A 23,931-nucleotide genomic window follows, 5' to 3' on the forward strand; every position below is an offset into this window, starting at 1 on the left:
TCGGCCCAGATCCGCGAAATTTTAATCAGCGAGTCAGCTTGGGAAGAAATGACCTGCTTATTCGCACCTTCCTTAGAGAACAATTTATTGAATTCAATGAATTGTTGCTTTTTGAGGACCTGAATTTGTTTAATCAAAGAATGGCTGAATATCTGGTGCTGTATAACAGCAAAAGGCCACATAAATCACTCGAACTGATGACGCCAGTGGACTATATTTTACGTGAGAGTAAAAATTGCAATATGTGGTGGACCCATACAACCTGAAGCGAGAAGGTATATTATGAGCTATCGTATGTTTGATTATCTGGTGCCAAACGTTAACTTTTTTGGCCCCAACGCCATTTCCGTAGTCGGCGAACGCTGCCAGCTGCTGGGGGGGAAAAAAGCCCTGCTGGTCACCGACAAAGGCCTGCGGGCAATTAAAGATGGCGCGGTGGACAAAACCCTGCATTATCTGCGGGAGGCCGGGATCGAGGTGGCGATCTTTGACGGCGTCGAGCCGAACCCGAAAGACACCAACGTGCGCGACGGCCTCGCCGTGTTTCGCCGCGAACAGTGCGACATCATCGTCACCGTGGGCGGCGGCAGCCCGCACGATTGCGGCAAAGGCATCGGCATCGCCGCCACCCATGAGGGCGATCTGTACCAGTATGCCGGAATCGAGACCCTGACCAACCCGCTGCCGCCTATCGTCGCGGTCAATACCACCGCCGGCACCGCCAGCGAGGTCACCCGCCACTGCGTCCTGACCAACACCGAAACCAAAGTGAAGTTTGTGATCGTCAGCTGGCGCAACCTGCCGTCGGTCTCTATCAACGATCCGCTGCTGATGATCGGTAAACCGGCCGCCCTGACCGCGGCGACCGGGATGGATGCCCTGACCCACGCCGTAGAGGCCTATATCTCCAAAGACGCTAACCCGGTGACGGACGCCGCCGCCATGCAGGCGATCCGCCTCATCGCCCGCAACCTGCGCCAGGCCGTGGCCCTCGGCAGCAATCTGCAGGCGCGGGAAAACATGGCCTATGCCTCTCTGCTGGCCGGGATGGCTTTCAATAACGCCAACCTCGGCTACGTGCACGCCATGGCGCACCAGCTGGGCGGCCTGTACGACATGCCGCACGGCGTGGCCAACGCTGTCCTGCTGCCGCATGTGGCCCGCTACAACCTGATCGCCAACCCGGAGAAATTCGCCGAGATTGCTGAACTGATGGGCGAAAATATCACCGGACTGTCCACTCTCGACGCGGCGGAAAAAGCCATCGCCGCTATCACGCGTCTGTCGATGGATATCGGTATTCCGCAGCATCTGCGCGATCTGGGAGTAAAAGAGGCCGACTTCCCCTACATGGCTGAGATGGCTCTGAAAGACGGCAATGCGTTCTCGAACCCGCGTAAAGGCAACGAGCAGGAGATTGCCGCGATTTTCCGCCAGGCATTCTGAGTGTTAACGAGGGGACCGTCATGTCGCTTTCACCGCCAGGCGTACGCCTGTTTTACGATCCGCGCGGGCACCATGCCGGCGCCATCAATGAGCTGTGCTGGGGGCTGGAGGAGCAGGGGGTCCCCTGCCAGACCATAACCTATGACGGAGGCGGTGACGCCGCTGCGCTGGGCTCCCTGGCGGCCAGAAGCTCGCCCCTGCGGGTGGGTATCGGGCTCAGCGCGTCCGGCGAGATAGCCCTCACTCATGCCCAGCTGCCGGCGGACGCGCCGCTGGCTACCGGACACGTCACCGATAGCGACGATCATCTGCGTACGCTCGGCGCCAACGCCGGGCAGCTGGTTAAAGTCCTGCCGTTAAGTGAGAGAAACTGAATGTATCGTATCGGCACTGTTGCAAATAGTCGGTGGTGATAAACTTATCATCCCCTTTTGCTGATGGAGCTGCACATGAACCCATTCAAAGGCCGGCATTTTCAGCGTGACATCATTCTGTGGGCCGTACGCTGGTACTGCAAATACGGCATCAGTTACCGTGAGCTGCAGGAGATGCTGGCTGAACGCGGAGTGAATGTCGATCACTCCACGATTTACCGCTGGGTTCAGCGTTATGCGCCTGAAATGGAAAAACGGCTGCGCTGGTACTGGCGTAACCCTTCCGATCTTTGCCCGTGGCACATGGATGAAACCTACGTGAAGGTCAATGGCCGCTGGGCGTATCTGTACCGGGCCGTCGACAGCCGGGGCCGCACTGTCGATTTTTATCTCTCCTCCCGTCGTAACAGCAAAGCTGCATACCGCTTTCTGGGTAAAATCCTCAACAACGTGAAGAAGTGGCAGATCCCGCGATTCATCAACACGGATAAAGCGCCCGCCTATGGTCGCGCGCTTGCTCTGCTCAAACGCGAAGGCCGGTGCCCGTCTGACGTTGAACACCGACAGATTAAGTACCGGAACAACGTGATTGAATGCGATCATGGCAAACTGAAACGGATAATCGGCGCCACGCTGGGATTTAAATCCATGAAGACGGCTTACGCCACCATCAAAGGTATTGAGGTGATGCGTGCACTACGCAAAGGCCAGGCCTCAGCATTTTATTATGGTGATCCCCTGGGCGAAATGCGCCTGGTAAGCAGAGTTTTTGAAATGTAAGGCCTTTGAATAAGACAAAAGGCTGCCTCATCGCTAACTTTGCAACAGTGCCGGTAAGATCAACCATTTAATCCGCTTACCCATAATAATCACGGCAATAAAGGTCGCCGTCGCATTCCAGATGATATTCCACACTACAGGGATATCACCAAAATGGACTACATCAGATATCAGCGCCAGTACCGCGCCCAGCGTCGCACTCCAGCCGATCCCTAATCCCTTCGGTTGCCAGATAACCAAAACGATGGTCAGGACAAAAATAGCGCCTGCCAGTAACATAAATCCTCCAGACAGGACGGCTTTGCCGCCCTGTATATACAAAAAAATTAAACGGCCAGCTCTCTGAGTTTCTCGATGCCAGTGGGCTCTGCAGCCATTACCGGTACTAACGCTATGCAGCTTGCATGCTGGTTTTTCACAACCTCGATTTGAGGAAGCTCTTGTCGGGCGCGCTGGCAAAGCAGCGGCGATTGCGTCTGTGCAATCGAAAGGCTGTTATTGATAATCCAGCCCCAGGGATGAATCCCCGCACGTTCAAGATCGGACTGCAGGTTTGCCGCTTCCAGTACAGGTGTGGTTTCAGGCAGAGTGACCAGCAAGACTTTGGTACGTTCCGGGTCCTGAAGCTGCATCATCGGAGTGGTAAAATGACCTTTATCCTCCATCTTCCTGGCAATCTCACGGTGATAAGCCCCGGTCGCATCAAGCAGTAATAGCGTATGCCCGGTCGGTGCCGTATCCATGACCACAAACCGTTTGCCTGCTTCACGGATGACGCGTGAGAACGCCTGGAACACCGCAATCTCTTCTGTGCAAGGAGAACGTAAATCCTCTTCGAGCAGCCGCTTCCCGGCCTCATCCAGATCCCTGCCTTTCGTCTCAAGAACATGCTGACGATAGCGTTCAGTTTCATCGTGAGGGTTGATTCGGCCGACCTGCAGATTTTTAAGGCTGCCATTGAGCGTTGTACTGAGATGTGCAGCAGGATCTGAGGTGGTGAGATGCACATCAAAACCCTTATCCGCCAGACTGACGGCGATAGCCGCAGCCATTGTGGTTTTACCCACACCACCTTTGCCCATCAGCATAATCAAACCGTGTTCACTGCGGGCGATATCATCAACCAGGACAGACAACGACATATTCTCTGGCTTGTTCTGTGTGCTTTGTTCAGGAAGCGATGTTATCTCAGCGTGTTCGTTGAGCAGGCCTTTCAATGCGGACACACCAACCATGTTCAGCGGCTGAAGGTATAAGTTGTCTGTCGGCAAATCAGATAATCTGGCAGGAAGATTTGCCAGCGCCTCTTGCTCCCGTTGCCATATTGCAGCGGCCAGTGCATCACGTTCTGTTTCGCTCGCAGGCAGGACACCGTTAATGACTAAATACTGATTTTTAAGGCCAATAGCTGATAATTCGCCATGAGTACGAGCGACTTCCTGCAGTGTTGATTTTTGCAATCGCGCGACCAGCACAAGGCGAGTTCGTTCAGGATCGGATAATGCCTCAACCGCATGAGCATATTGCTCACGCTGCTTTTCCAGCCCCGCCATCGGCCCAAGACAGGAAGCACCATCTGGGTTACTTTCGATGAAGCTGCTCCAGGCTCCGGGAAGCTGAAGAAGGCGAATAGTGTGGCCCGTTGGGGCAGTATCAAAAATGATGTGATCGAAGCGGGTCAGCAGAGAAGCGTCGGTCAGTAAGCCAGTAAACTCGTCGAACGCAGCAATCTCTGTCGTACAAGCTCCTGAAAGCTGTTCACTGATGCTGTTAACAACGTCATCAGGCAAAAGACCTTTAATAGGGTCAACGATTCTGGCGCGGTATTGCTGGGCGGCATCCTGCGGGTCAATCTCCAGAGCCGAAAGACCAGACACAGCAGTCACGGGCTGGATAGTTTTCCCGATAGTCTGATCGAATACCTGACCAACGTTAGAAGCCGGATCGGTACTGACAAGCAGGACGCGCTTGCCCTGTTCTGCCAGGCGTATAGCTGTAGCGCAGGAAATTGAGGTTTTACCTACTCCTCCTTTGCCAGTGAAAAACAGGTAAGGCGGGATATTCTGTAAAAAATGCATATGTTCTCCTGACATACTCAACAACAGGAAGTGTTACCACCACAGCAGCTTGTCGGAGCCACGCCCACTTTCTCCAGCGGAATACCTAACCAGCGAGCCAGTTCAGCACGTTTGGGATAACGCCCTGCCATCACCGTTTCGCCATCCAGCAACAGCAGCGGAAGCCCTTCGGCTCCAGAAGCTTCAAGGAATGCTTTCGCTTTAGCGTTCTCAACGAAGCTCATCGGCTGTTGCGCCAGGTTGTAACGTTCGATCTGAACCCCACGCCCTTTCAGCCATTGCACATCAGCAGAAAAATCGACCAGAACCTGATCAACATCTGAACCACAAACGCCGGTACTGCAGCACATCGCCGGATCAAACACGGTTAACGTTTTCATCTTTGATACCTCACATTCGTAAAATCATATATGTTCAGGCAAATTTTTTAGATACAAACAGCCTTACCGCTTCCAGAGCAGTTGGCTGATGCCAGCTTACGGGCGATGGTCTGCACGTCGTCCTGTTGGCTTAACCAGGCCTGCTCAATCACCTGAGCGGCCCAGGAAGGAATATGTGGGGATAAGCGGTAGTGAACCCACTTGCCCTGTTTGCGATCCAGCAACAGTCCACATTCCCGAAGCATCGCCAGATGGCGGGAGATCTTGGGTTGTGACTGTTCCAGTGCCGTGCAGAGATCGCACACGCATAGCTCTCCCATCTCTCTGAGCAGCAGTACGATACCCAGACGGGTCTCATCAGATAGGATTTTGAAAAGTTGTAGGGATGAAATTTGTGTCATTATACTCTCCTGCTTTGAATGGCGAGTTTCGCGCTTCTGAGGCTAAAAGTCAAAAAACACATATGTTTTTTCGTATCTATATGGGAGGGCTATTTCATGTAAGGATAGAAAACATGCTCTGTGGAGTGGGGGACAAATAGTCGTTGTTGGCTTCACGGCTACATTGTAGTGAAGCATAAAAAAAACGCTCCCGGGCAGGAGCGTAAGCCAGTGAATTTGGCGTCAAATGAGGGTCTTACAAGTGGAGCTGCGGGTTAATTCTGGGTGATCTGACTGCGATGCTTTTCAGCCTGCTGCTGGTGAACAACGGAAGACTGACCATTATTCGCCTTCTCATGCACTACTGCGGCCTTCTCATGCTCGCTCATTTCAGAAAATGACTTTGCTGTTTCGTTGGTAGCCCCTGGTTTAGCATTCATCATTTTTTTATGCATTTCAGCCATGTCCTGGTGAGCGGCAGAATTACTGTTTTGCATCATTTCATGGGACATTGCTGCCTTATCGTGGTCATTCATATCCATCATTTTCATGCTCTCTCCCTCAACTGTGCTTTTAACAGTTGAAGACTGCATCTGATGGGCCGGTGCCTGGGCATTATTTACCTGGTCATGCATGTTCATTGTCTCTGAAGCCATGGCAGATGAAGCGACAGCCATCATGGCAATAAAGGATACAAGAATCTTTTTCATGGTTGGGTCTCCGGTGTTTTCATACCCGAACAATCAATGCTAAAGCATTTGATTACAGGGCTGGTTAATCATCACTCCAGGAACCGGGCGATTGGGTTATCACGCTGGTCCTGATTTATGACTGATTATAAAAAACCGCCTCTGTTTATCGCGTGACTGAATGATGACAATTTTGTCACCTTTCAGGTTTCTCCTGAATAACGGGATTAATCCATTAACAGGCGCACTTTGAACACAATTTCCCGCCCCTGCTGTTCTGCTGACAGCTCGCCGCCGTGAGCATGAATGATCGACCTTGTAATTGATAATCCCAGCCCCGCGCCTTCCGTGTTGTGGACCCTTGATGAGTCTGCGCGATAGAACCGGTCAAACAAACGTTCAAGATTAGCGGGAACCGGGCCAGACATCGTATTGGTAATCATCACGTTCACACAGTCACTGTCACGCTCAAGGCGTATCGCTGTACAGGTGTTATCGGGAGAATACTTGATAGCATTGGAGAGCAGGTTACTGAAAGCACGTCGCAGCATATCGCTGTCTCCGGCAACAACGCCCTCTCCTTCAACCGTGATTGTCTTTCCTGTTTCGTCTGCCAGGGGCTCGAATAACTCACGTAATTCATTCAGTTCGGCGGCCAGATCCACATCATGTTTCTCCAGCTGCAGCAGACCATGCTCTGAACGTGCCAGAAAAAGCATGTCACTGGTCATTCGTGACAACCTTTTCAGTTCTTCCAGGTTAGCGAATAAAATTTCGCGGTAATGCGAAACCTCCCTTTCCTTAGCCAGTGCAAACTGCGTCTGCATCATCAGATTACTGACCGGTGTGCGCAATTCATGCGCGATGTCAGACGAGAAATCTGACAGTTTCCGGAATGACCCCTCCAGGCGATCGAACATGTTATTGAACTCCTGCATGGTCTCAGAGATTTCCGGCGGAGCCAGATCGGGATTAAGACGCTGATCCAGGCTATGCACCGTCATGGAGGAAGCCAGGCTGGTCATTTCCCGTAACGGTTTCAGACCAATACGTGTGGTCAGCCAGCCCAGAAAAATTGAAATAAAGACCAGACCTATATTGAACCAGAACAGCCAGGTGCTGAGTTTGTCCATAAACAGGGTGTGATACCCTGTATCCGTGGCAACCGTAATGATGAAATGTTTGCTTTTACCCTGTTCCGGAGTCACTGCAACCCGACGTGAGATGCTGCGGTAAACAGTATTATTTTCTTCAGTCTGGATCATATAGTCGAGAATATCACCTGACTTATTTAACAGGATCTCAGGGACCGCAGAATTTTTAGCATACAGCTCCACGATTTTTTCATTTTCCATGTTTTTTATAGATATGAATAATCCACTGTGCCCTATCATCGCATCATTTATTTTTTCTGATAATGATTTAATATCAGTTTTATTTTGGAACGTTTCTGCTTTCAGAAACTCTTCAGTAAGCTGAAGTTTACCTGTCAGAAAATCCCGATCCTGATTATCGAAATAGCCATTAAGGGTGCTAATCAGTAAAAAACTTGATAACCACCATACAGTCAGCATAACTGCAGAAAAAATCAGACTCAGGCGCGTGGTCAGGGAAATTTTGAATCTCACTCTTCTCTGATCTCCAGAATATATCCGGCACCGCGCACGGTATGGATCAGTTTTGGCTCATAGTCATCGTCAATTTTGCTTCTGAGCCGTCTCACGGCAACATCTATCACATTCGTATCACTGTCAAAATTTATATTCCAGACCAGTGACGAGATAAGACTTCTGGGTAACACTTCTCCGGTGCGTTGCAGCAGCAGTTCAAGCAGAACGTATTCTTTGCCGGTGAGATGGATCTTTTTACCTGAGCGTGTCACTGTCCGCCGCACCATATCGACGGTCATGTCAGCTATGGTGCAAACCGTGGCAGTCTGTGAACGGGCCCGGCGCAATAAGGTTCTTACCCGTGCAACCAGCTCTGTAAAATCGAAGGGCTTGATAAGATAGTCATCTGCGCCAAGCTCCAGCCCTTTCACTTTGTCCCGTACGTTGTCCTTTGCGGTTAAAAACAGGACCGGTTCTTCGTGCCCGGACTCCCTCAGTGCGCTGATGATTTGCCACCCGTCGAGGAAAGGCAGCATCACGTCCAGTATTATCAAATCATACTGTCCTTTCGACGCGGCCCCGAGACCATCGCGGCCATTATCAAAGAGATCGGCCTGATAGCCCTCCTCAACCAGTCCCTGCTGCAGGTAACTACCTGTTTTATGTTCGTCTTCAACGATTAAAATACGCTGCATGGTTAACTCGATGATATGATGGTAAAAATATTACGGATCACTAGCTTGCCTGAGACGGAGCAAGCGTTCCTAGCCAAGATACAGCCCCCAGAATGGCGACCGCAACGAAGAATTCTGTCAGGATGCTGTTTCGCATCATGGCAACGCTGCGAACATAATTCCCTTCCCTGACCATAACTTCAAGGCGGGGGCCAAGGTGAAACCGGTTTGCTGCAGCCAGCAGAAGCATCAGAACAAACAGAGCCGTTTTAGCAAGCAATATGCCCCCCCAGGCACTGTTGAACAAGGGGGTTAAGTTACCTTCAGCAATATACAGATAGTTGACCAGCGCACTCAGGATCAGAGCCACAACAATCACCGTTCCTGCGGTTGCAAATTTTGCCAGGGAGTCAGATATCACAATGACGCTCTGTGCATTATGCTCGTTTCTGCGCATCAGCAGGATAGCAAATGCAACCAGAGCACCTGTCCAGGCACCTGCAGCGCCGAGATGGGTCAGATCGCTCAGTAAATGGAGATAGTAATGCAGACCGTCATGCATAACGGCGTGTCCTCCCCAGGCAAGTGTAGCCAGCGCCACGCCCCCACTCATCGTCATCAGCAGGCAGGACAATACTCTCTTATTAGTGTAAAGGAACAAAGCACCGAGTGTGGTAAACAGGGCACAGAGCCTGACAATCCAGCTAATACCCACATCAGTTTCTTCTATCACCATCTCGATAACATGGATGGATAATTCTCTGAGGTCAGTTACTCCACTCATGGCATTAGATACCAGGAGCATATTAATGCCAGTAAGAATGATGCCTGTAACAACAGCAAAGGTTATAAACGACCTGAAATTAGTCAGGTTATAGGTTTCATGTCTGACACCACTTATTCCATATATCTGAAAAAATGGCAATCCAAATATTACCATCAAATCCAGATAAAGAAGAAAACGAATAACAATCATAATCAGGTCGTTCATAATATTACTTCACTGTAAAGGTGTAATTACCGGTAATAGGGTGCGTATCTGAAGAAACCGCGCGCCAGTCAACACGATAAGTGCCAGCGGGTAAAGGCTCTCGCGGAATAATGACCATCGATTTAGGGTCAGCGCCTGGCGCCACTTTTGCCGCGACCGGCATCGGAGAATGTGATGACATGCCTTTCATACCCGTCATCGTTAATTTTGCACCTGAGAATTTCACGGTCAGATTTTCCGAGAAATTAAGCTGAATCTTTTCCGGGGCCGCTACGGCTGAATCAGCCTGTGGCACAGAGCTTTTTAATTCCGGATGGGCCATAGCAGAGAAAGCAACGCCCATAACGAGGCCACCTGTAAGAATGGCTTTATTTAAAATCGACATTTTATTTACCTGTTTAGTTGAGTGTTTTATATCAGTGCGTTAAAACCAGATTCTGGCTCCCGCCAGGAATACTACCTGATGGTCTTTCTCACCTTCTCTTTTCGCCATATCGGATGTTTTCCCGTAAAGTTGATTCCAGGAAACGCCTATATAGGGTGCAAACTCACGGCGTATTTCATAGCGCAGCCGGAGCCCCAGCTCTGTGTCAGTCAGTCCCCTGCCGCGACCCCGCGATTCATCATCCTGACTGTAGAAATTCACCTCATAGGATGGCTGGAGTATGAGCCGGTTAGTCAGTAAAACGTCGTATTCTCCTCCCAGACGAAGGGCTGCTTTTCCGCCATTACTGACAAAACCCGTAATTTCAGACTCAAAATTATAGAGTGCCAGCCCCTGAAAACCGACAGCAGCCCAGGTCCGGGCAGAAGCAGGTCTGAAATCCTGCCTGACACCCGCAACCAAATCCCACCATGGGCCAACCGCATGCCCCCAGAGTAGCTGGGCTTCTGCCGTCTCCGTTTTCCCCCCGCTTCGTTCGCCTTCACTCTTTAGCCAGAGCCGGTCAGTGTCGCCTCCAATCCAGCTGTTAACACTCCAGCTGAAATTGTTGCTGTTATCCGACCGTTGCCATTCAAGCTGATCCAGCAGAACCAGATAATTAATTGCACTGTCGTGAATTGCATGCCCCTGTAAATTGCCGAATGCAGCCTTTCGGTCGGCATTGGTAACTGGCGGAATTGGCGTTCTGCTCTCTGTCACAACGGGCTCCATGGACGTCATCTCAGTGAAGTTCTCATCCGCTGACATCTGCATAGCTGACATGTCGTGCCCGGCGTGGGGGTCTGCAGACACTGAGCCCGCTGCGATCGAAACCTGTGAGGTAAACAAACCGGCGAACAAAACCGGTATGGCCTTAAAATTTCTCTTCATTCGCATCATTCCTCCACCCGAACTTCACGAAACATTCCCATTTCCATGTGATAGAGCAAATGGCAGTGATATGCCCAGCGGCCAAGCGCATCTGCTGTCACTCTGTAACTGCGTTTGGTACCAGGAGGAACATCTATTGTATGTTTACGCACCATGAAATTACCGTTTTCATCTTCCAGATCGCTCCACATACCATGCAGGTGAATGGGGTGAGTCATCATGGTATCGTTGACCAGCGTGATTCTGAGTCGCTCACCGTATTTCAGCAGCACAGGTGCGGCATCGGAAAACTTAATGCCATTAAATGACCAGGCAAACTTTTCCATGTGCCCGGTTAAATGCAGTTCTATCGTTCGTCCGGGTTCACGTCCGTCAGGATCCTCAAAGCGGCTTTTCAAATCCGCGTACGTGAGAACCTTTCTTCCGTTATTTCGAAGACCAATACCCGGATCGTTTAATTTCGGAGAGACGCTCATCGCCTGCATATCAACCAGCGGGTTATCCGTTTCTGACGCAGGATGACTTTGCATTCCCGGCATTCCGGCCATCTGGGAATGATCCATACCGGCCATGTTGCTGTGGTCCACTGGCGCGGAGGATGTCCCGCTTTCCGGCAGGTCAGCGCCATCCATAGACATCATCTGTCCGCTGTTATCCATGCCTCCCATCTGGCTGTGATCCATTCCTGCCATATCATGTCCCATTCCTCCCATACCCATATCTTCCATGGTCAGAAGAGGACGAGGATCGAGAGCGGGAACGGCAGCACTTAACCCCTCTCTTGTGGCCAGAGTCCCGCGAGCGTAACCGGTTCTGTCCATGGATTGTGCGAAGATGGTATAGGCCTCACCCTGCGGCTCCACGATGACATCATAGGTTTCGGCAACTGCAATCCTGAATTCGTCAACGGTGACCGGATTGACATACTGACCATCTGCAGCCACAACCGACATTTTGAGCCCGGGAATGCGGATATCGAAATAGGTCATTGCCGAGCCGTTGATAAACCGTAAGCGTATTTTTTCACCCGGACGGAACAGTCCGGTCCAGTTTTTCAGCGGGGCCTGTCCGTTCATGAGATAGGTGTAGGTGTAACCGCTGACATCCGCGAGGTCAGTTGGATTCATTTTCATTTCAGCCCACATTTTCCGATCGGCAATGGTGGCTGACAGCCCCCTGGTATTCACATCACGGAAAAAAGAGCCAACGGTTGGTTTATTGAAATTGTAGTAATCCGACTGTTTTTTTAATTTTTTCAGCAGATGCTGAGGATTTTCATCGGTCCAGTCAGACAACATGATCACATGCTCACGATCGTAAGCAAAAGGTTCAGGCTCCTGGGCATCGATAATAATGGCACCGTATACCCCTTCCTGTTCCTGAAGACCGGAATGGCTGTGGTACCAGTAAGTCCCGTTCTGCTTAACCTTGAAGGTGTAGACGTAGGTGTCATCAGGCTCGATGCCCATAAAACTCAGTCCCGGTACACCATCCATATTGGCCGGAAGAATAATGCCGTGCCAGTGAATGGATGTCTGCTCATTGAGCCGGTTTTTGACCTTCAGGGTAATAGTTTCACCTTCTTTCCAGCGAAGGACGGGCCCCGGCAGGCCGCCATTGATGGTTTTGGCCTGGCGCTGACTGCCGGTGATATTGACGGTCGTTTCACCAATGGTCAGGTCAAACTGAGTACCCTCCAGGGATGCTGCAGGTGGCAGGCTCAGACTGGAACGTGCATTGAAGCTCCATACGCCAAGACTTCCGGCTACACCAGAGAGGGTCAACCCCTTCAGGAAAGTTCGTCGAGACGTTTTGAGTTGCATGGCGATCCCTTAATTAAAATATGGTTAATGGCAGAGATAGAGAACCGATTTGAATTAGATTCATTCTCCTGCAATGAAATGAAGCTAGCACACCTTACAAAACAAATTCATTACAATTGTGTAATGTAACTGGCTATATTACATTTATGTCATCTTTCCCACGTGTCTGTTATTTTTATATATGATTATGTGAGCCTCTTTTTATTTGTCAGGAAAGGTATTTTATTATGAAAACATTAATTGCTGTCACTGCGTTAACCTCTTTATTATCCGGGGCGGTTTTTGCCCAGTCCAGTAACATTGCGCACGACGCACATCGTTTCGTCAATAATGCCTCTGCAATTTCCCATGTGAACGCGGCTACGCATGAACAGAATACTGATGAAAAAAATAAAGATATAGCGACTCCGTTTTCTGAAATGAATGAACATGAAAGAGCTATTATTGCTCATTCATTTATGAATAATAGCGCTTCTTATCCACATCAAAAAATGATTGAGGAACATAAAAAAATGCTGAACGAAAGTGAAGCAAACACAAAAAACTTATCCTTTAGCGAACTGAATGCCGGTGAGAAAGCTGCACTTATACATGAGAGTGTCAATAATGCAGGTGCCGAAGCTCATCAAATACAGGCAAAAAAACTTCGAGAATTGTATGAAAGCGGCAAGCAGTAAGCGACTTCTGCTCCCCCCTGGGATGAGGTGACGATTTTACTGGCAGGTCACTATGCGGGGTTACGGCATAGTGACCTGCATAATTAACGCTACTCATCACTATCGGGCCTGTCATACAGTTCCCAGAGCTTCAGGAGCAAACGGGAAACAAGATATGTTACAAAAATGATGACCATCAACGGTGCTCCCGATTAACTGACAGATGACACGCCTCCAGAAAACCCCTAGCATACGCCGCAGTGTTCATGCTAACGGCGAATTCCAGTAAATGTATTCTACCGATGTCGTAAAAGAAAATGCCTACCTTTCAGCCACCCGCTCGGGGCTGGAATCGAACGAGATCGCTACTCTTCAGCGCTCCTTGCCTTCCCGGTTTAATCTGCGGCATTTGAAAAAAAATGAATCATTAAAACTCGTACTGCAAAAGAAAGCGGGAAAATCACGTGTCGTGGCCTATAAATTTACGTCCGGTTCATTTAATTACACGGCGTATCGTATATCAGATAAAAAGTTCTATAACCTTTCCGATACTTCCGGGAAAGGCAGTCTCGATTATCCGTTACCGGCCACAGCAAGACTCAGTTCGCCTTTCAATCCTGCAAGACTTAACCCGGTATCGGGAAAAGTGAGTCCCCATAATGGCATTGATTATTCCATGCCCATGAACACGAAAATAGTTAGCGTCATCGACGGAAAAATCACCCGGGCCGAATACAACAGTACTATGGGATATTTTGTTGAAGTAACGGGAAAAGCCGGTGTTAAAACTCGCTATCTCCACCTCAATAAAATACTCGTTACTAAAGGGGCCAGGGTTACCCGGGGAGGCGCTATTGCGTTATCCGGTAACAGCGGACGTTCATCCGGTCCTCATCTGCATTACGAGCTGGTCATCAATAACAATCCTGTTAACTCGCTGGCGTTCCGGGCAGCGGTACCCGCTGATAACAAACTCGAACAGCATGCCTTTGCGCATGCCAGAGACTACGAACGATACCTGGACTGATAACGGGACCGCGACGCGGCCCCGTCTGCCGGATTAATTTTTTTTATCGTTTTCACTTCCGTGATGTTGATGATCTCCATGCCCTCCGTGGCCGTGGAAAAGATGCATTAGCGGGCAGACCAGCAATAACAGATATGGCCAGTAACCTGCCACATGTGACCAGTGTTCGCGCAGGAGGGCAAATGCCGCGATCGCGGCGACAGCAATAAGCGCATAGGTGGTACTTTTCATACTGGACTCCTTCTGTTCGTAACTGACCCTTCACTCAGTGTTATTTCCCGAGCCTGACACTTTTCAGACGCAACGCATTCACAATGACGCTGACGGAGGAAAGAGCCATGGCCGCCGCCGCAATAACTGGCGACAGCAGTATTCCATACACAGGATAAAGCAGACCTGCAGCCACAGGCACGCCAAGTGCGTTGTAGATAAATGCAAAAAACAGATTCTGACGGATATTTTTCATGGTGATCTCTGACAGATGACGGGCCCTGTTCAGTATCATCAAGTCGCCTTTGAGAAGGGTGACTCCGGCACTTTCAATTGCCACATCTGTACCCGTTCCCATGGCTATACCCACGTCAGCCGCTGCCAGCGCCGGGGCATCATTCACACCGTCTCCGGCCATCGCAACCACATGGCCAGACTCTTTCAGTCGGGTTATCACTGCTTTTTTGCCATCCGGCAGAATTCCGGCTTCAACCTCATCTATTCCCAGTTTCCGTGCGACTGCTTCAGCAGTAAGCTGGTTATCCCCGGTGAGCATAACAATGCGGATCCCCGCCTGACGCAAAGCTTTAAGCGCATCCGGCGTGGTTGTTTTCACGGGATCCGAGATAGCTATCAGGCCTGCAAGGTCCCCGTCTGTGGCCACATAGATAACGGTAGCGCCTTCCATCCGCAACGTATCTGCAACGGCCTTTTGATTATCAATAACGATCCTGTTTTCCTGCATAACCAGCTCATTACCGATAACAACCCGTTGACCTTCAACATCGCCTGAGACACCTTTACCCGACGGGGCATTGAAATGAGTGACTGCGGGTATCGCGATCCCCTTTTCCTGTGCTGCTTTAACTACTGCCATACCCAGCGGATGCTGCGAGCCTTTTTCCACTGCGGCCGTTACACGTAAAAGAGATGTTTCACCACCCGGACTGAGACTGATAATCCCTGTCACCGTCGGCGCACCTTCCGTGAGCGTGCCTGTTTTATCGACAACCAGCGTGTCCACTTTTTCAAGGCGCTCAAGGGCTTCGGCATTCCTGATTAACACCCCGGCCTGGGCTCCTTTGCCCACCCCCACCATTATCGACATCGGCGTGGCCAGCCCCAGCGCGCAGGGACAGGCAATAATCAGGACCGACACAGCCGCAATGAGACCGTGCGCCATCCTGGGCTCGGGCCCCCAGACAGACCAGATCACGAAAGCAACAACCGCGATAAGTATCACCAGAGGAACAAACCAGCCTGAGACGCTGTCAGCCATTCTCTGGATGGGGGCACGCGAACGCTGTGCATCAGCGACCATCTGAACAATTCGTGAGAGCATCGTTTCATCACCGACTTTCTCTGCACGGATGATAAGACTACCTGTCTGATTAATGGTCCCGCCGATGACAGGGTCACCCTCCGTTTTGGTAACCGGCATTGACTCCCCGGTTACCATCGATTCATCAATGGCCGTTTTGCCTTTGATCACGATACCGTCGACCGGAACACTCTCTCCAGGCCTGATGCGGAGCTTATCGCCAGGCAGGACATCTTCAGCATTAATGTCCGTTTCATGACCATCATCATCCAGTCGTCTGGCGGTTTTGGGAGCAAGGTTCAGAAGTGCGGTAATGGCGCCCGACGTTTGTTCCCTTGCGCGTAATTCAAGGACCTGTCCCAGCAGAACAAGCACCGTGATAACAGCGGCGGCTTCAAAATAAACGGCCACCAGGCCATCCATGTTTCTGAACGATGCAGGAAACCAGGAAGGGAAGACGGTTGCAATGACGCTGTACACCCAGGCTACACCGGTCCCCATTGCAACGAGAGTAAACATATTCAGGGAGCGGTTACGCAACGACATTCCGGCCCGGGCGAAGAATGGCCAGCCACACCACAACACGACAGGAGAGGCCAGAAGTAACTGCAGCCACGTGTTGTACTGTGGCGGTACTGTATTCCTCAAAGCGGGAAACAGATGAGATCCCATTTCGAGTATCAGAACCGGAAACGCCAGCAACAACCCCAGCCAGAAGCGTCTTGTCATGTCGCGAAGTTCATCACTCGGCCCCGTGGATGCCGTGGCTACGAGCGGTTCCAGTGCCATTCCACAGACAGGACAGCTTCCGGGACCACTACGGCGTATCTCCGGGTGCATCGGACATGTCCACACACCTCCAGAAGTATCTTTCTCCGCCTGGTGGTGAGGCTGTTTTATCTGATCAGGGTTGACTTCGTGGTGATGGTGATGGGAACGTTCACTGGCATCTTCGGTAAGATAACGATCGGGATGGGCTTTAAATTTGCTCTCACAGCTGGCGGAGCAGAAATAAAGCTGATAGTCCTGGTATCGAATGCTGCTGTGCGCCTTATCGGGCAGGATTTCCATCCCGCACACGGGATCTCTCACCTTATGCAATACGTGACTCTCGTCCGGGGATAATGTCTGTTCAGAAGCACTCTGGTTGTTGTGTTGCACTGCATTGTCATTTTTCACAGTAACTCTCCTTATGCATACCTGAAGCATCTTCTGTCTTCAGGGTATGTCATGGATGCGATTACCACGAATGTCGCCGGCACAGGAGTGCTTGCTGCCGGCGTCCCGTTATCAGCCGTTCCGCTGACTATTCGATTCGCTGGAAGACTATTTTACTTCCATCCGGTGAGAATGCGATAACATCGTAAGCCTCTTTCCGGGCTCCCATCTCCATTCCCGGACTTCCTGCAGGCATACCGGGGGTGGCGAGACCGTGTATACCCGAACCAGACTGCATTGCTTTATGTATCGTTGTCGCAGGCACATGGCCTTCAATGATCAAATTACCGGCAACCGCGGTATGACAACTTCGTAGTCCTGCAGGAACAGCATATTTTTCTTTCAGGGCTGACAGAGCCTGATCATTCATGACGTGGGTCCGTACCTCAAACCCGTCCTTTTCCATCGCCTTGCCCCACAGGGAACAGCAACCACAGTTTTCAGACTTGTACATGTCTATTACTTTTTCACCTGCCATTGCCGGAAGTGAAAGGCCAAAAGCCAGGGCCATTAAAATTATTTTTTTCATACTCACCTCTGTATGTTATCGATGTAAACCCTGACGTCAGGGTGAATTTATGCAAAAGGACACCCGCAGGGGTGTCCTTTCAGGGTTATGACACGCTCTTTTTATGTCTGCGCAGCCAGATGAGTTTATAGGCGGCAGGAATAATGAACAGGGACAGCAGCGGAGCTGTGATCATCCCGCCAATCATGGGGGCCGCAATACGGCTCATGACTTCTGAACCTGCGCCGGTTCCCCAGAGTATCGGCAGCAGACCCGCGATGATCACCGCCACGGTCATGGCTTTCGGCCGGACACGCAGTACGGCACCATGATAGAGGGCTTCATCAAGGCCTTCCGGTGTGAACGTCTCTTTACGGGACAATTCCGGGTGCGCTTCAATGGCATGACGCAGATACATCAGCATGACCACGCCAAACTCTGCTGCCACCCCGGCCAGGGCGATAAACCCGGTTCCGGTCGCCACTGACATATGGAAGCCCTGCCAGTACAGGAACCATATCCCGCCAACCAGGGCAAACGGCAGGCTCATCAGAATAAGTAAGGCCTCATCAGCCCGGCGGAATGCCAGATATAACAGGATGAAGATGATCATCACCGTCATCGGTACCATCAGTTTTAATTTCTTATTGGCGTGCTCGAGTAATTCAAACTGTCCTGAGAATGCCACACTGGTCCCCGGTCTCAGTTTCACTTTCTCACTGATGGCCGTCTTAATATCGTTCACCACCGACACCATGTCCCTGCCGCGGGCATCAACATAAATCCAGCTGGCTGGCCGGGCATTTTCGGTTTTCAGCATGGTTGGTCCGGAAACGACCTTAATATCGGCAACATCGCCCAGCGTAATTTGCTGCTTCATTGGGGTCAGGATTGGCATCTCTCTCAACGCCTGCGGACTGTTACGGTAATCCTGCGGATAGCGAATGTTAATAGGGTACCGGGCCACGCCTTCAACCGTCTCACCCACCATAGCCCCACCGATTGCTGAAGAGACGAACAGCTGGACGTCGCCCACAGTCATCCCGTAGCGGGAAGCTTTCTCCCGGTTGATATCGATATCGATGTAGCGCCCGCCCTCAAGTCGCTCAGCCAGGACAGACACCACGCCAGGCACGGTTTTGGCTACCGCCTCGATACTCTGCGCCGTCGCGTCGATATCGGACAGAACAGTCCCGGACACTTTGATACCTATCGGGCTTTTGATCCCGGTTGAGAGCATATCAATACGGTTACGGATAGGCGGCACCCAGAGGTTTGCCAGACCCGGTAAACGGACTGTCCTGTCGAGTTCATCAATAATCTTGTCAATTGTCATGCCGGGACGCCACTGATCCTCAGGTTTGAGCTGGATCGTGGTTTCCACCATTTCGAGCGGCGCGGAATCCGTTGCGGTCTCTGCTTTACCGGTCTTGCCAAATACAGAAGCCACTTCAGGAACGCTTTTGATTAACTTGTCTGTTGTCTGCAGGAGCGCTGCAGCTTCTGCCGGAGAGACGCCAGGCAAGGTCGACGGCATATACAGCAGATCGCCCTCGTTAATCTTCGGCAGAAATTCACCGCCCACCTGACTCAGTGGCCAGATAACCGTGAAAATGGACAAGGCCGCAACCAGCAGGGTTGTTTTTGGCCAGTGGAGGACCCGCAGCAGCAAAGGATGATACGCTTTGATCAGCACCCGGTTCAGGGGGTTACTTGTCTCGGCAGGAATTTTCCCCCGGATCCAGAATCCCATCAGAATAGGAATGACGATGATGGCCAGTGCGGCCGCTCCCGCCATGGAGTACGTTTTCGTGAATGCCAGCGGGCCAAACAGACGACCTTCCTGCCCTTCCAGGGTAAAGATAGGAATAAAGGACAGGGTGATGATCAGCAGGCTAATGAACAACGCGGGTCCCACTTCCACGGAGGCGTCGGTAATCACCTTCCAGCGGGTGGCGTTGTCAATCTGCTCACCCGGATGCTGATGATCCCACTCCTCAAGCCGTTTGTGCGCATTTTCAATCATCACAATGGCGGCATCCACCATCGCACCGACGGCAATCGCTATCCCTCCCAGCGACATGATATTGGCGTTCAGTCCCTGGAAGTGCATGACGATAAAGGCGATACACAGGCCAAGCGGCAGAGAGATAATCGCCACCAGGGCAGAACGTACGTGCCACAGGAACAGAGCACAGACGATGGCCACCACGATAAACTCTTCAAGAAGCTTGTAACTGAGGTTATCAATCGCCCGGTCGATTAACTGGCTGCGATCGTAGGTGGTCACGATTTCAACGCCTTCCGGCAGGCTGGCCTTCAGCGTCTCCAGTTTATCCCTCACTGCCGTGATAACGTCGCGCGCATTTTTACCCGACCGCAGGATCACCACGCCGCCAGCGACTTCTCCCTGGCCGTTCAGCTCGGCAATACCACGCCTCATTTCGGGCCCGGTCTGCACGCGGGCAACATCCCGCAGATAAACCGGCACGCCGTTCTCACCTGTTTTCAGGACGATGTTATTAAAATCATCAATGCTCTGAAGATAACCGCTGGCACGGACCATATACTCCGCTTCGGCCATTTCAACGGATGAGCCACCGGCCTCCTGGTTAGACGATTCAAGTGCCTGTTTCACTTCGGGCAGGCTGATACCGTACTGGGACAGTTTTACCGGATTGACCTGAATCTGGTACTGTTTCACCACGCCGCCAACCGAAGCGACCTCAGCCACGTTCGGGATGGTTTTCAGCTCAAATTTCAGGAACCAGTCCTGCAGAGAGCGCAGTTCTGAAAGGTCGTGTTTTCCGTTGCGATCGACAAGGGCATATTCAAATATCCAGCCCACTCCCGTGGCGTCCGGGCCGATTTCAGAGCTCACACCCGCAGGCAGTTTGCCCTGAACCTGATTCAGGTATTCCAGCACGCGCGAACGGGCCCAGTACAGATCGGTGCCGTCTTCAAAAATGACATACACATACGAATCACCGAACTGTGAAAAGCCACGCACGGTTTTTGCGCCAGGTACGGACAGCATGGTGGTGGTAAGCGGATAGGTGACCTGGTTTTCTACAATCTGCGGGGCCTGTCCGGGATAGCTGGTTTTAATAATGACCTGCACATCTGACAGGTCAGGCAGCGCATCGACCGGCGTGTTAATTATCGTCCATGTGCCCCAGATGCTGAGAAACAGTGCGCCCATCATGACCAGGAAACGGTTGGCGACAGAGCGCCGGATAATCCATTCAATCATCGTCGTCTCCTCAGTGCCCTGAATGCATATTTACAGGCTGCTCAGACATTGCTGGCATACTGTTTTCTGTTTTTTCAGGGTGGCGCATACGTTCCAGCGCGCCCGTAATATTGGCTTCGGAGTCAATGAGGAACAGGCCACTGACCACCACGGTATCGCCTTCATTCAGGCCGGAGCCAATGCCGGACTGTTGCTGTGATTCATGCAGAACGTGGATCTGTTTCGGCACAAACTTGCCTTCATCATCAACAGTAATCACGCGCTGTTCTTTGCCGGTATCGATAACGGCCTGGCTTGGTATCAGCAGCATCTCCTGGCTCTTGGTATTCAGTTTCAGATAGGCATTCATGCCCGGCTTGAGAAACTCATCCTTATTAGAAACCTGGAGACGGACCTGAAGCGTACGGGTTGTCTGATCCACGCTGGGAAGAATGTTCCATTTTTCGACATGGAATGTTTTATCCGGATAAGCCGGTACCGAAATTTCAAACTGCGACGTATCTTTCAGCAGATAGGCGATAGATTCTGGCACTGCAGCGCTGATCCAGACCGGGTCCATCCCCTGAATCTGAGCCACTACTTTATCTTTCGAAATATTCATGCCGGTGCGCAGGTCAAATGCAGTAATGACACCATCAATAGGTGCTTTAATGGTAAAACGGGTCTGGATTGTGCGGGTTGAACGCAGCCTTTGAATATCCTCTTCCGGCATACCAGCCAGACGAAGTCGCTCCAGAACCCCTTTTATCTGGGTTGACGTACCGCCTGTACCGGATAACAGCAGGAACTCACTTTGTGCCTCAACCCATTCAGGAATGGTGATATCGATAAGCGGAGTGCCTTTCTTCACATGATCGCCAATCGTCAGGGGATACACTTTTTCGACGAAACCGTCAGAACGCGCCTGCACAATGACAAACTGATACTCGTTGTAACTGACATTAGCCGGGATTGTCTGGGAATAATTCAGCATTCCTCGCGTAACTTTTTGCGTTTTTAATCCCAGATTCTGAACCTGGGTTGGATCGATACGGATCCCGCCACTGCTTTTATCGCCACTTTCATCAGCATATTTCGGCACCAGGTCCATATCCATAAAGGGAGATTTTCCGGGTTTATCAAATTTGGTATCCGGTTTCATCGGGTCATACCAGAAAAGTACCTTTCGCTCCGGTGCCTTTTGTTCGGTTTGTACTGTTTTTTGTGATGAGTTTACATACTGCCAGGCAGTAACCGATATCAGCCCCCCTGCTATGAGGCTGCTGATAATTATTGCAGCATATTTTATCTTTAAAGAAGCCATACAATTTCTCGCTGAAAAATCAAAACACCTGGCATATGCGCCCGATCATTCATTCACAGTAATCCCTTAATGAATGTTCAGGCGCACTGGATGTATTCGCTCCGGACTGATAATCAGGATTGCGTAACGTTAATGCTTTTGAGTAAGGAGATATTGCCCTGCTGAATAAACGAGAAATCGACATGGTTGCCGGTTTTCAGGGCATTGATAGCGTCGTCTGCATTAACAAAAGTGAAGCGCATGGTCATTGCAGGCCAGCCCACAGCAGGGATTGCTTCGTGCGAAATGGTAATCTTTTTACTATTCATATCAATGTCTTTAACGACACCGGTGCCCTTGATAACCTGCTGTACCGAAGCATCACTGGCAGCATTCATATCGCCATGCTGATGTGTTTCAGCATGAAGACCGGCAGAAAACATGACAGAGAAGGCACCAAATAAAACGGCTTTAAGTGAATTACGCATTTTTAATTTCCTGATTAATTAAATAAATTTACTCTACCCAACCGCCACCCAGCGCGGTAAACAGATTAATTTCGTTAACCTGTCGGGAATAGGTAAGATCGAGAATGGTTTGCTGCGTAGCGAAGAGGGAACGTTCTGCATCCAGCACTTCGATGTAACTGACAGCACCACTTGCATATAATCCTCTGGCACGCTGGAGAGTTATCTGAAGTGAATCAAGATAACGCTGCTGTGACTCAAGTTGCTGGCTAAGGCTGTCGCGCAGCGCAAGCGTGTCGGAAACATCCTTAAAGGCTGACTGAATTTTTTGTTCGTAATTAACCACCGATTGTTGCTGGCGAATTTCAGCCAGCTTCAGATTGGCTTTATTCCTGCCAGCATTAAAAATAGGAATTTCAATTTTAGGGATAAAATTCCACATTCCACTTCCTGACGTAAACAGGCTTGACAGCTCCGTACTGCTTGCGGAAAGACCACTGGTCAGGGTAATGGAGGGGAAAAAGGCCGCTCGCGCTGCGCCAATATTGGCATCAGCCGCTTTCAGCTGATATTCCGCTTCCATAATATCCGGTCGCTGCAGCAAAATTTGTGAAGACAGATTTGGTGGCAATTTTACTGGTGCGATCTCCCCGCCTTTCATCCCTTTTTCTGACGGAAGTGCGCGGTACGTTCCCAGCACCAGTTGCAGGGCATTGTTTGCCTGAGCCAGATCGCCTTCTCGTTTGGCTATTTCGGCGCGGGTACTTTCGATTTGTCCTCTCGCCTGTTCAAGTGCCAGAACGTTCGTACTCCCGGTCACGAGCTGTTGCTCAACGAAAGCATAGGACTGTTCATAATTTTTCAGCGTTTCCCGCGCAATACGGAGTTGTTCGTACGCCAGTTGCTGGCTGAAATAGCTCTGTGAAACGTTGGAGACCAGCAGGATGTGTACGGCACGACGGGCTTCTTCGCTGGCAAAGTAGTTCTGGCGATCAGCCTCACTCATGTTCTTAAGTTTGCCAAAAAAATCGAGCTCATAGCTGAGCTCCAGACCCGCGTCGTACTCCTGTGTGGTCGGCTTGTCACCTTTCAGACCACCGTTGTATGTGATCCCGGATGAGGCATTCAGTTGGGGATAACGATCTGCATCCGTGACGTTGAACTGGGCCCGGGCCTCTTCAACCTTCAGGGCAGCCATTCTCAAATCACGGTTATTATTCAGGGCTTCACTGATCAGCCTGCTGACCTGGGGATCGACAAAAAAGTTTCGCCAGCCCGTATCCTGATAGCTGTTTACCGCAGGCGTCAGACTGTTTTTAGACAATGAAAACTGCTGGGGAACCGGAGCTGGCGGACGCTGATATTCAGGTGCCAGAGAAACACAACCAGCCAGGATGAATATGGTACTGATGCTGAGTAATTTTAATTTGAACATAACGCTTCTCGTAC

Annotated in this window: 22 protein-coding genes and 2 pseudogenes; 6 read left to right on the forward strand and 18 right to left on the reverse strand. The window is 50.8% G+C overall.

The features are described from left to right. Window positions 1-62: 62 nt before the first annotated feature. From HVZ39_RS25540 to HVZ39_RS25555, 4 genes and pseudogenes are all read left to right on the forward strand, one after another. Window positions 63-266, forward strand: a pseudogene (locus tag HVZ39_RS25540) (IS3 family transposase); the annotation flags it as partial. Window positions 267-282: 16 nt separating this feature from the next. Further along, window positions 283-1,446, forward strand: a complete 1,164-nt coding sequence (dhaT, locus tag HVZ39_RS25545; protein ID WP_023336801.1) for a 1,3-propanediol dehydrogenase — start codon at window positions 283-285, stop codon at window positions 1,444-1,446. Between the two features lie 20 nt (window positions 1,447-1,466). Continuing rightward, window positions 1,467-1,820, forward strand: a complete 354-nt coding sequence (locus HVZ39_RS25550) for a glycerol dehydratase reactivase beta/small subunit family protein (protein WP_086801900.1) — start codon at window positions 1,467-1,469, stop codon at window positions 1,818-1,820. Window positions 1,821-1,895: 75 nt separating this feature from the next. Then, the gene (locus HVZ39_RS25555) at window positions 1,896-2,600 is read left to right on the forward strand and encodes an IS6-like element IS26 family transposase (protein ID WP_001067855.1); all 705 of its coding nucleotides are present in this window, start codon (window positions 1,896-1,898) and stop codon (window positions 2,598-2,600) included. Window positions 2,601-2,681: 81 nt separating this feature from the next. Here HVZ39_RS25555 and HVZ39_RS25560 read toward each other — a convergent pair. The 11 genes and pseudogenes from HVZ39_RS25560 to pcoA all read right to left on the reverse strand — a co-directional run. Continuing rightward, window positions 2,682-2,879: pseudogene (locus tag HVZ39_RS25560) on the reverse strand (ArsB/NhaD family transporter); the annotation flags it as partial. A gap of 47 nt (window positions 2,880-2,926) precedes the next feature. Next, complete coding sequence (arsA, locus tag HVZ39_RS25565) at window positions 2,927-4,678, reverse strand: arsenite efflux transporter ATPase subunit ArsA (protein WP_057066686.1); 1,752 nt, start codon at window positions 4,676-4,678, stop codon at window positions 2,927-2,929. 17 nt (window positions 4,679-4,695) lie between these two features. After that, a complete protein-coding gene (arsD, locus tag HVZ39_RS25570; protein ID WP_008786785.1) occupies window positions 4,696-5,058 on the reverse strand; it encodes an arsenite efflux transporter metallochaperone ArsD in 363 nt (120 codons plus the stop codon). 47 nt (window positions 5,059-5,105) lie between these two features. Then, on the reverse strand, window positions 5,106-5,459 hold the full coding sequence (gene arsR / locus HVZ39_RS25575; protein WP_008786784.1) for an As(III)-sensing metalloregulatory transcriptional repressor ArsR: 354 nt from the start codon (window positions 5,457-5,459) through the stop codon (window positions 5,106-5,108). A 254-nt stretch (window positions 5,460-5,713) separates the two neighbouring features. Beyond that, window positions 5,714-6,148 carry a hypothetical protein gene (locus HVZ39_RS25580; protein WP_008786783.1) on the reverse strand — a complete coding sequence of 145 codons (435 nt, stop codon included), beginning with the start codon at window positions 6,146-6,148 and terminating at the stop codon, window positions 5,714-5,716. Between the two features lie 206 nt (window positions 6,149-6,354). Next, the gene (pcoS, locus tag HVZ39_RS25585; RefSeq protein ID WP_008786782.1) at window positions 6,355-7,755 is read right to left on the reverse strand and encodes a copper resistance membrane spanning protein PcoS; all 1,401 of its coding nucleotides are present in this window, start codon (window positions 7,753-7,755) and stop codon (window positions 6,355-6,357) included. Next, window positions 7,752-8,432: a copper response regulator transcription factor PcoR gene (gene pcoR, locus HVZ39_RS25590; RefSeq protein ID WP_008786781.1), complete on the reverse strand. Its 681-nt coding sequence runs from the start codon at window positions 8,430-8,432 to the stop codon at window positions 7,752-7,754. The genes pcoS and pcoR overlap by 4 nt, the downstream gene beginning before the upstream one ends. A 40-nt stretch (window positions 8,433-8,472) precedes the next feature. After that, window positions 8,473-9,351: a copper resistance inner membrane protein PcoD gene (pcoD, locus tag HVZ39_RS25595; RefSeq protein ID WP_234608836.1), complete on the reverse strand. Its 879-nt coding sequence runs from the start codon at window positions 9,349-9,351 to the stop codon at window positions 8,473-8,475. Between the two features lie 55 nt (window positions 9,352-9,406). Further along, entirely contained in the window at window positions 9,407-9,787 is a 381-nt protein-coding gene (gene pcoC, locus HVZ39_RS25600) for a copper resistance system metallochaperone PcoC (RefSeq protein WP_000025662.1), read from the reverse strand. Window positions 9,788-9,826: 39 nt separating this feature from the next. Next, on the reverse strand, window positions 9,827-10,717 hold the full coding sequence (gene pcoB / locus HVZ39_RS25605; RefSeq protein WP_181633735.1) for a copper resistance outer membrane transporter PcoB: 891 nt from the start codon (window positions 10,715-10,717) through the stop codon (window positions 9,827-9,829). Window positions 10,718-10,722: 5 nt separating this feature from the next. After that, a complete protein-coding gene (gene pcoA / locus HVZ39_RS25610) occupies window positions 10,723-12,540 on the reverse strand; it encodes a multicopper oxidase PcoA (protein WP_008786777.1) in 1,818 nt (605 codons plus the stop codon). A gap of 227 nt (window positions 12,541-12,767) precedes the next feature. Here pcoA and HVZ39_RS25615 point away from each other — a divergent pair, with 227 nt between their 5' ends. Beyond that, complete coding sequence (locus tag HVZ39_RS25615; RefSeq protein ID WP_008786776.1) at window positions 12,768-13,217, forward strand: hypothetical protein; 450 nt, start codon at window positions 12,768-12,770, stop codon at window positions 13,215-13,217. Window positions 13,218-13,485: 268 nt separating this feature from the next. Continuing rightward, window positions 13,486-14,223, forward strand: coding sequence for a peptidoglycan DD-metalloendopeptidase family protein (locus HVZ39_RS25620; RefSeq protein WP_106671857.1), 738 nt, complete (start codon window positions 13,486-13,488; stop codon window positions 14,221-14,223). A 33-nt stretch (window positions 14,224-14,256) separates the two neighbouring features. Here the strand turns inward: HVZ39_RS25620 and HVZ39_RS25625 are convergent, their stop codons facing one another. From HVZ39_RS25625 to silC, 7 genes are all read right to left on the reverse strand, one after another. After that, entirely contained in the window at window positions 14,257-14,454 is a 198-nt protein-coding gene (locus HVZ39_RS25625; RefSeq protein WP_000843494.1) for a DUF2933 domain-containing protein, read from the reverse strand. A 40-nt stretch (window positions 14,455-14,494) separates the two neighbouring features. Further along, the gene (gene silP / locus HVZ39_RS25630) at window positions 14,495-16,963 is read right to left on the reverse strand and encodes an Ag(+)-translocating P-type ATPase SilP (RefSeq protein WP_143194471.1); all 2,469 of its coding nucleotides are present in this window, start codon (window positions 16,961-16,963) and stop codon (window positions 14,495-14,497) included. 97 nt (window positions 16,964-17,060) lie between these two features. Beyond that, window positions 17,061-17,501, reverse strand: a complete 441-nt coding sequence (locus HVZ39_RS25635) for a DUF411 domain-containing protein (RefSeq protein WP_106671853.1) — start codon at window positions 17,499-17,501, stop codon at window positions 17,061-17,063. Window positions 17,502-17,586: 85 nt separating this feature from the next. Beyond that, window positions 17,587-20,733, reverse strand: a complete 3,147-nt coding sequence (gene silA / locus HVZ39_RS25640) for a Cu(+)/Ag(+) efflux RND transporter permease subunit SilA (protein WP_110246277.1) — start codon at window positions 20,731-20,733, stop codon at window positions 17,587-17,589. 10 nt (window positions 20,734-20,743) lie between these two features. Then, window positions 20,744-22,036, reverse strand: coding sequence for a Cu(+)/Ag(+) efflux RND transporter periplasmic adaptor subunit SilB (gene silB / locus HVZ39_RS25645; protein ID WP_001485328.1), 1,293 nt, complete (start codon window positions 22,034-22,036; stop codon window positions 20,744-20,746). A gap of 113 nt (window positions 22,037-22,149) precedes the next feature. Beyond that, complete coding sequence (gene cusF, locus HVZ39_RS25650) at window positions 22,150-22,503, reverse strand: cation efflux system protein CusF (RefSeq protein WP_001246153.1); 354 nt, start codon at window positions 22,501-22,503, stop codon at window positions 22,150-22,152. Between the two features lie 28 nt (window positions 22,504-22,531). Beyond that, window positions 22,532-23,917, reverse strand: a complete 1,386-nt coding sequence (silC, locus tag HVZ39_RS25655; protein WP_106671850.1) for a Cu(+)/Ag(+) efflux RND transporter outer membrane channel SilC — start codon at window positions 23,915-23,917, stop codon at window positions 22,532-22,534. Window positions 23,918-23,931: the final 14 nt, after the last annotated feature.

This window comes from Citrobacter sp. RHB35-C21 (assembly GCF_013816515.1).
Classification (GTDB): Bacteria; Pseudomonadota; Gammaproteobacteria; order Enterobacterales; family Enterobacteriaceae; genus Citrobacter; species Citrobacter braakii.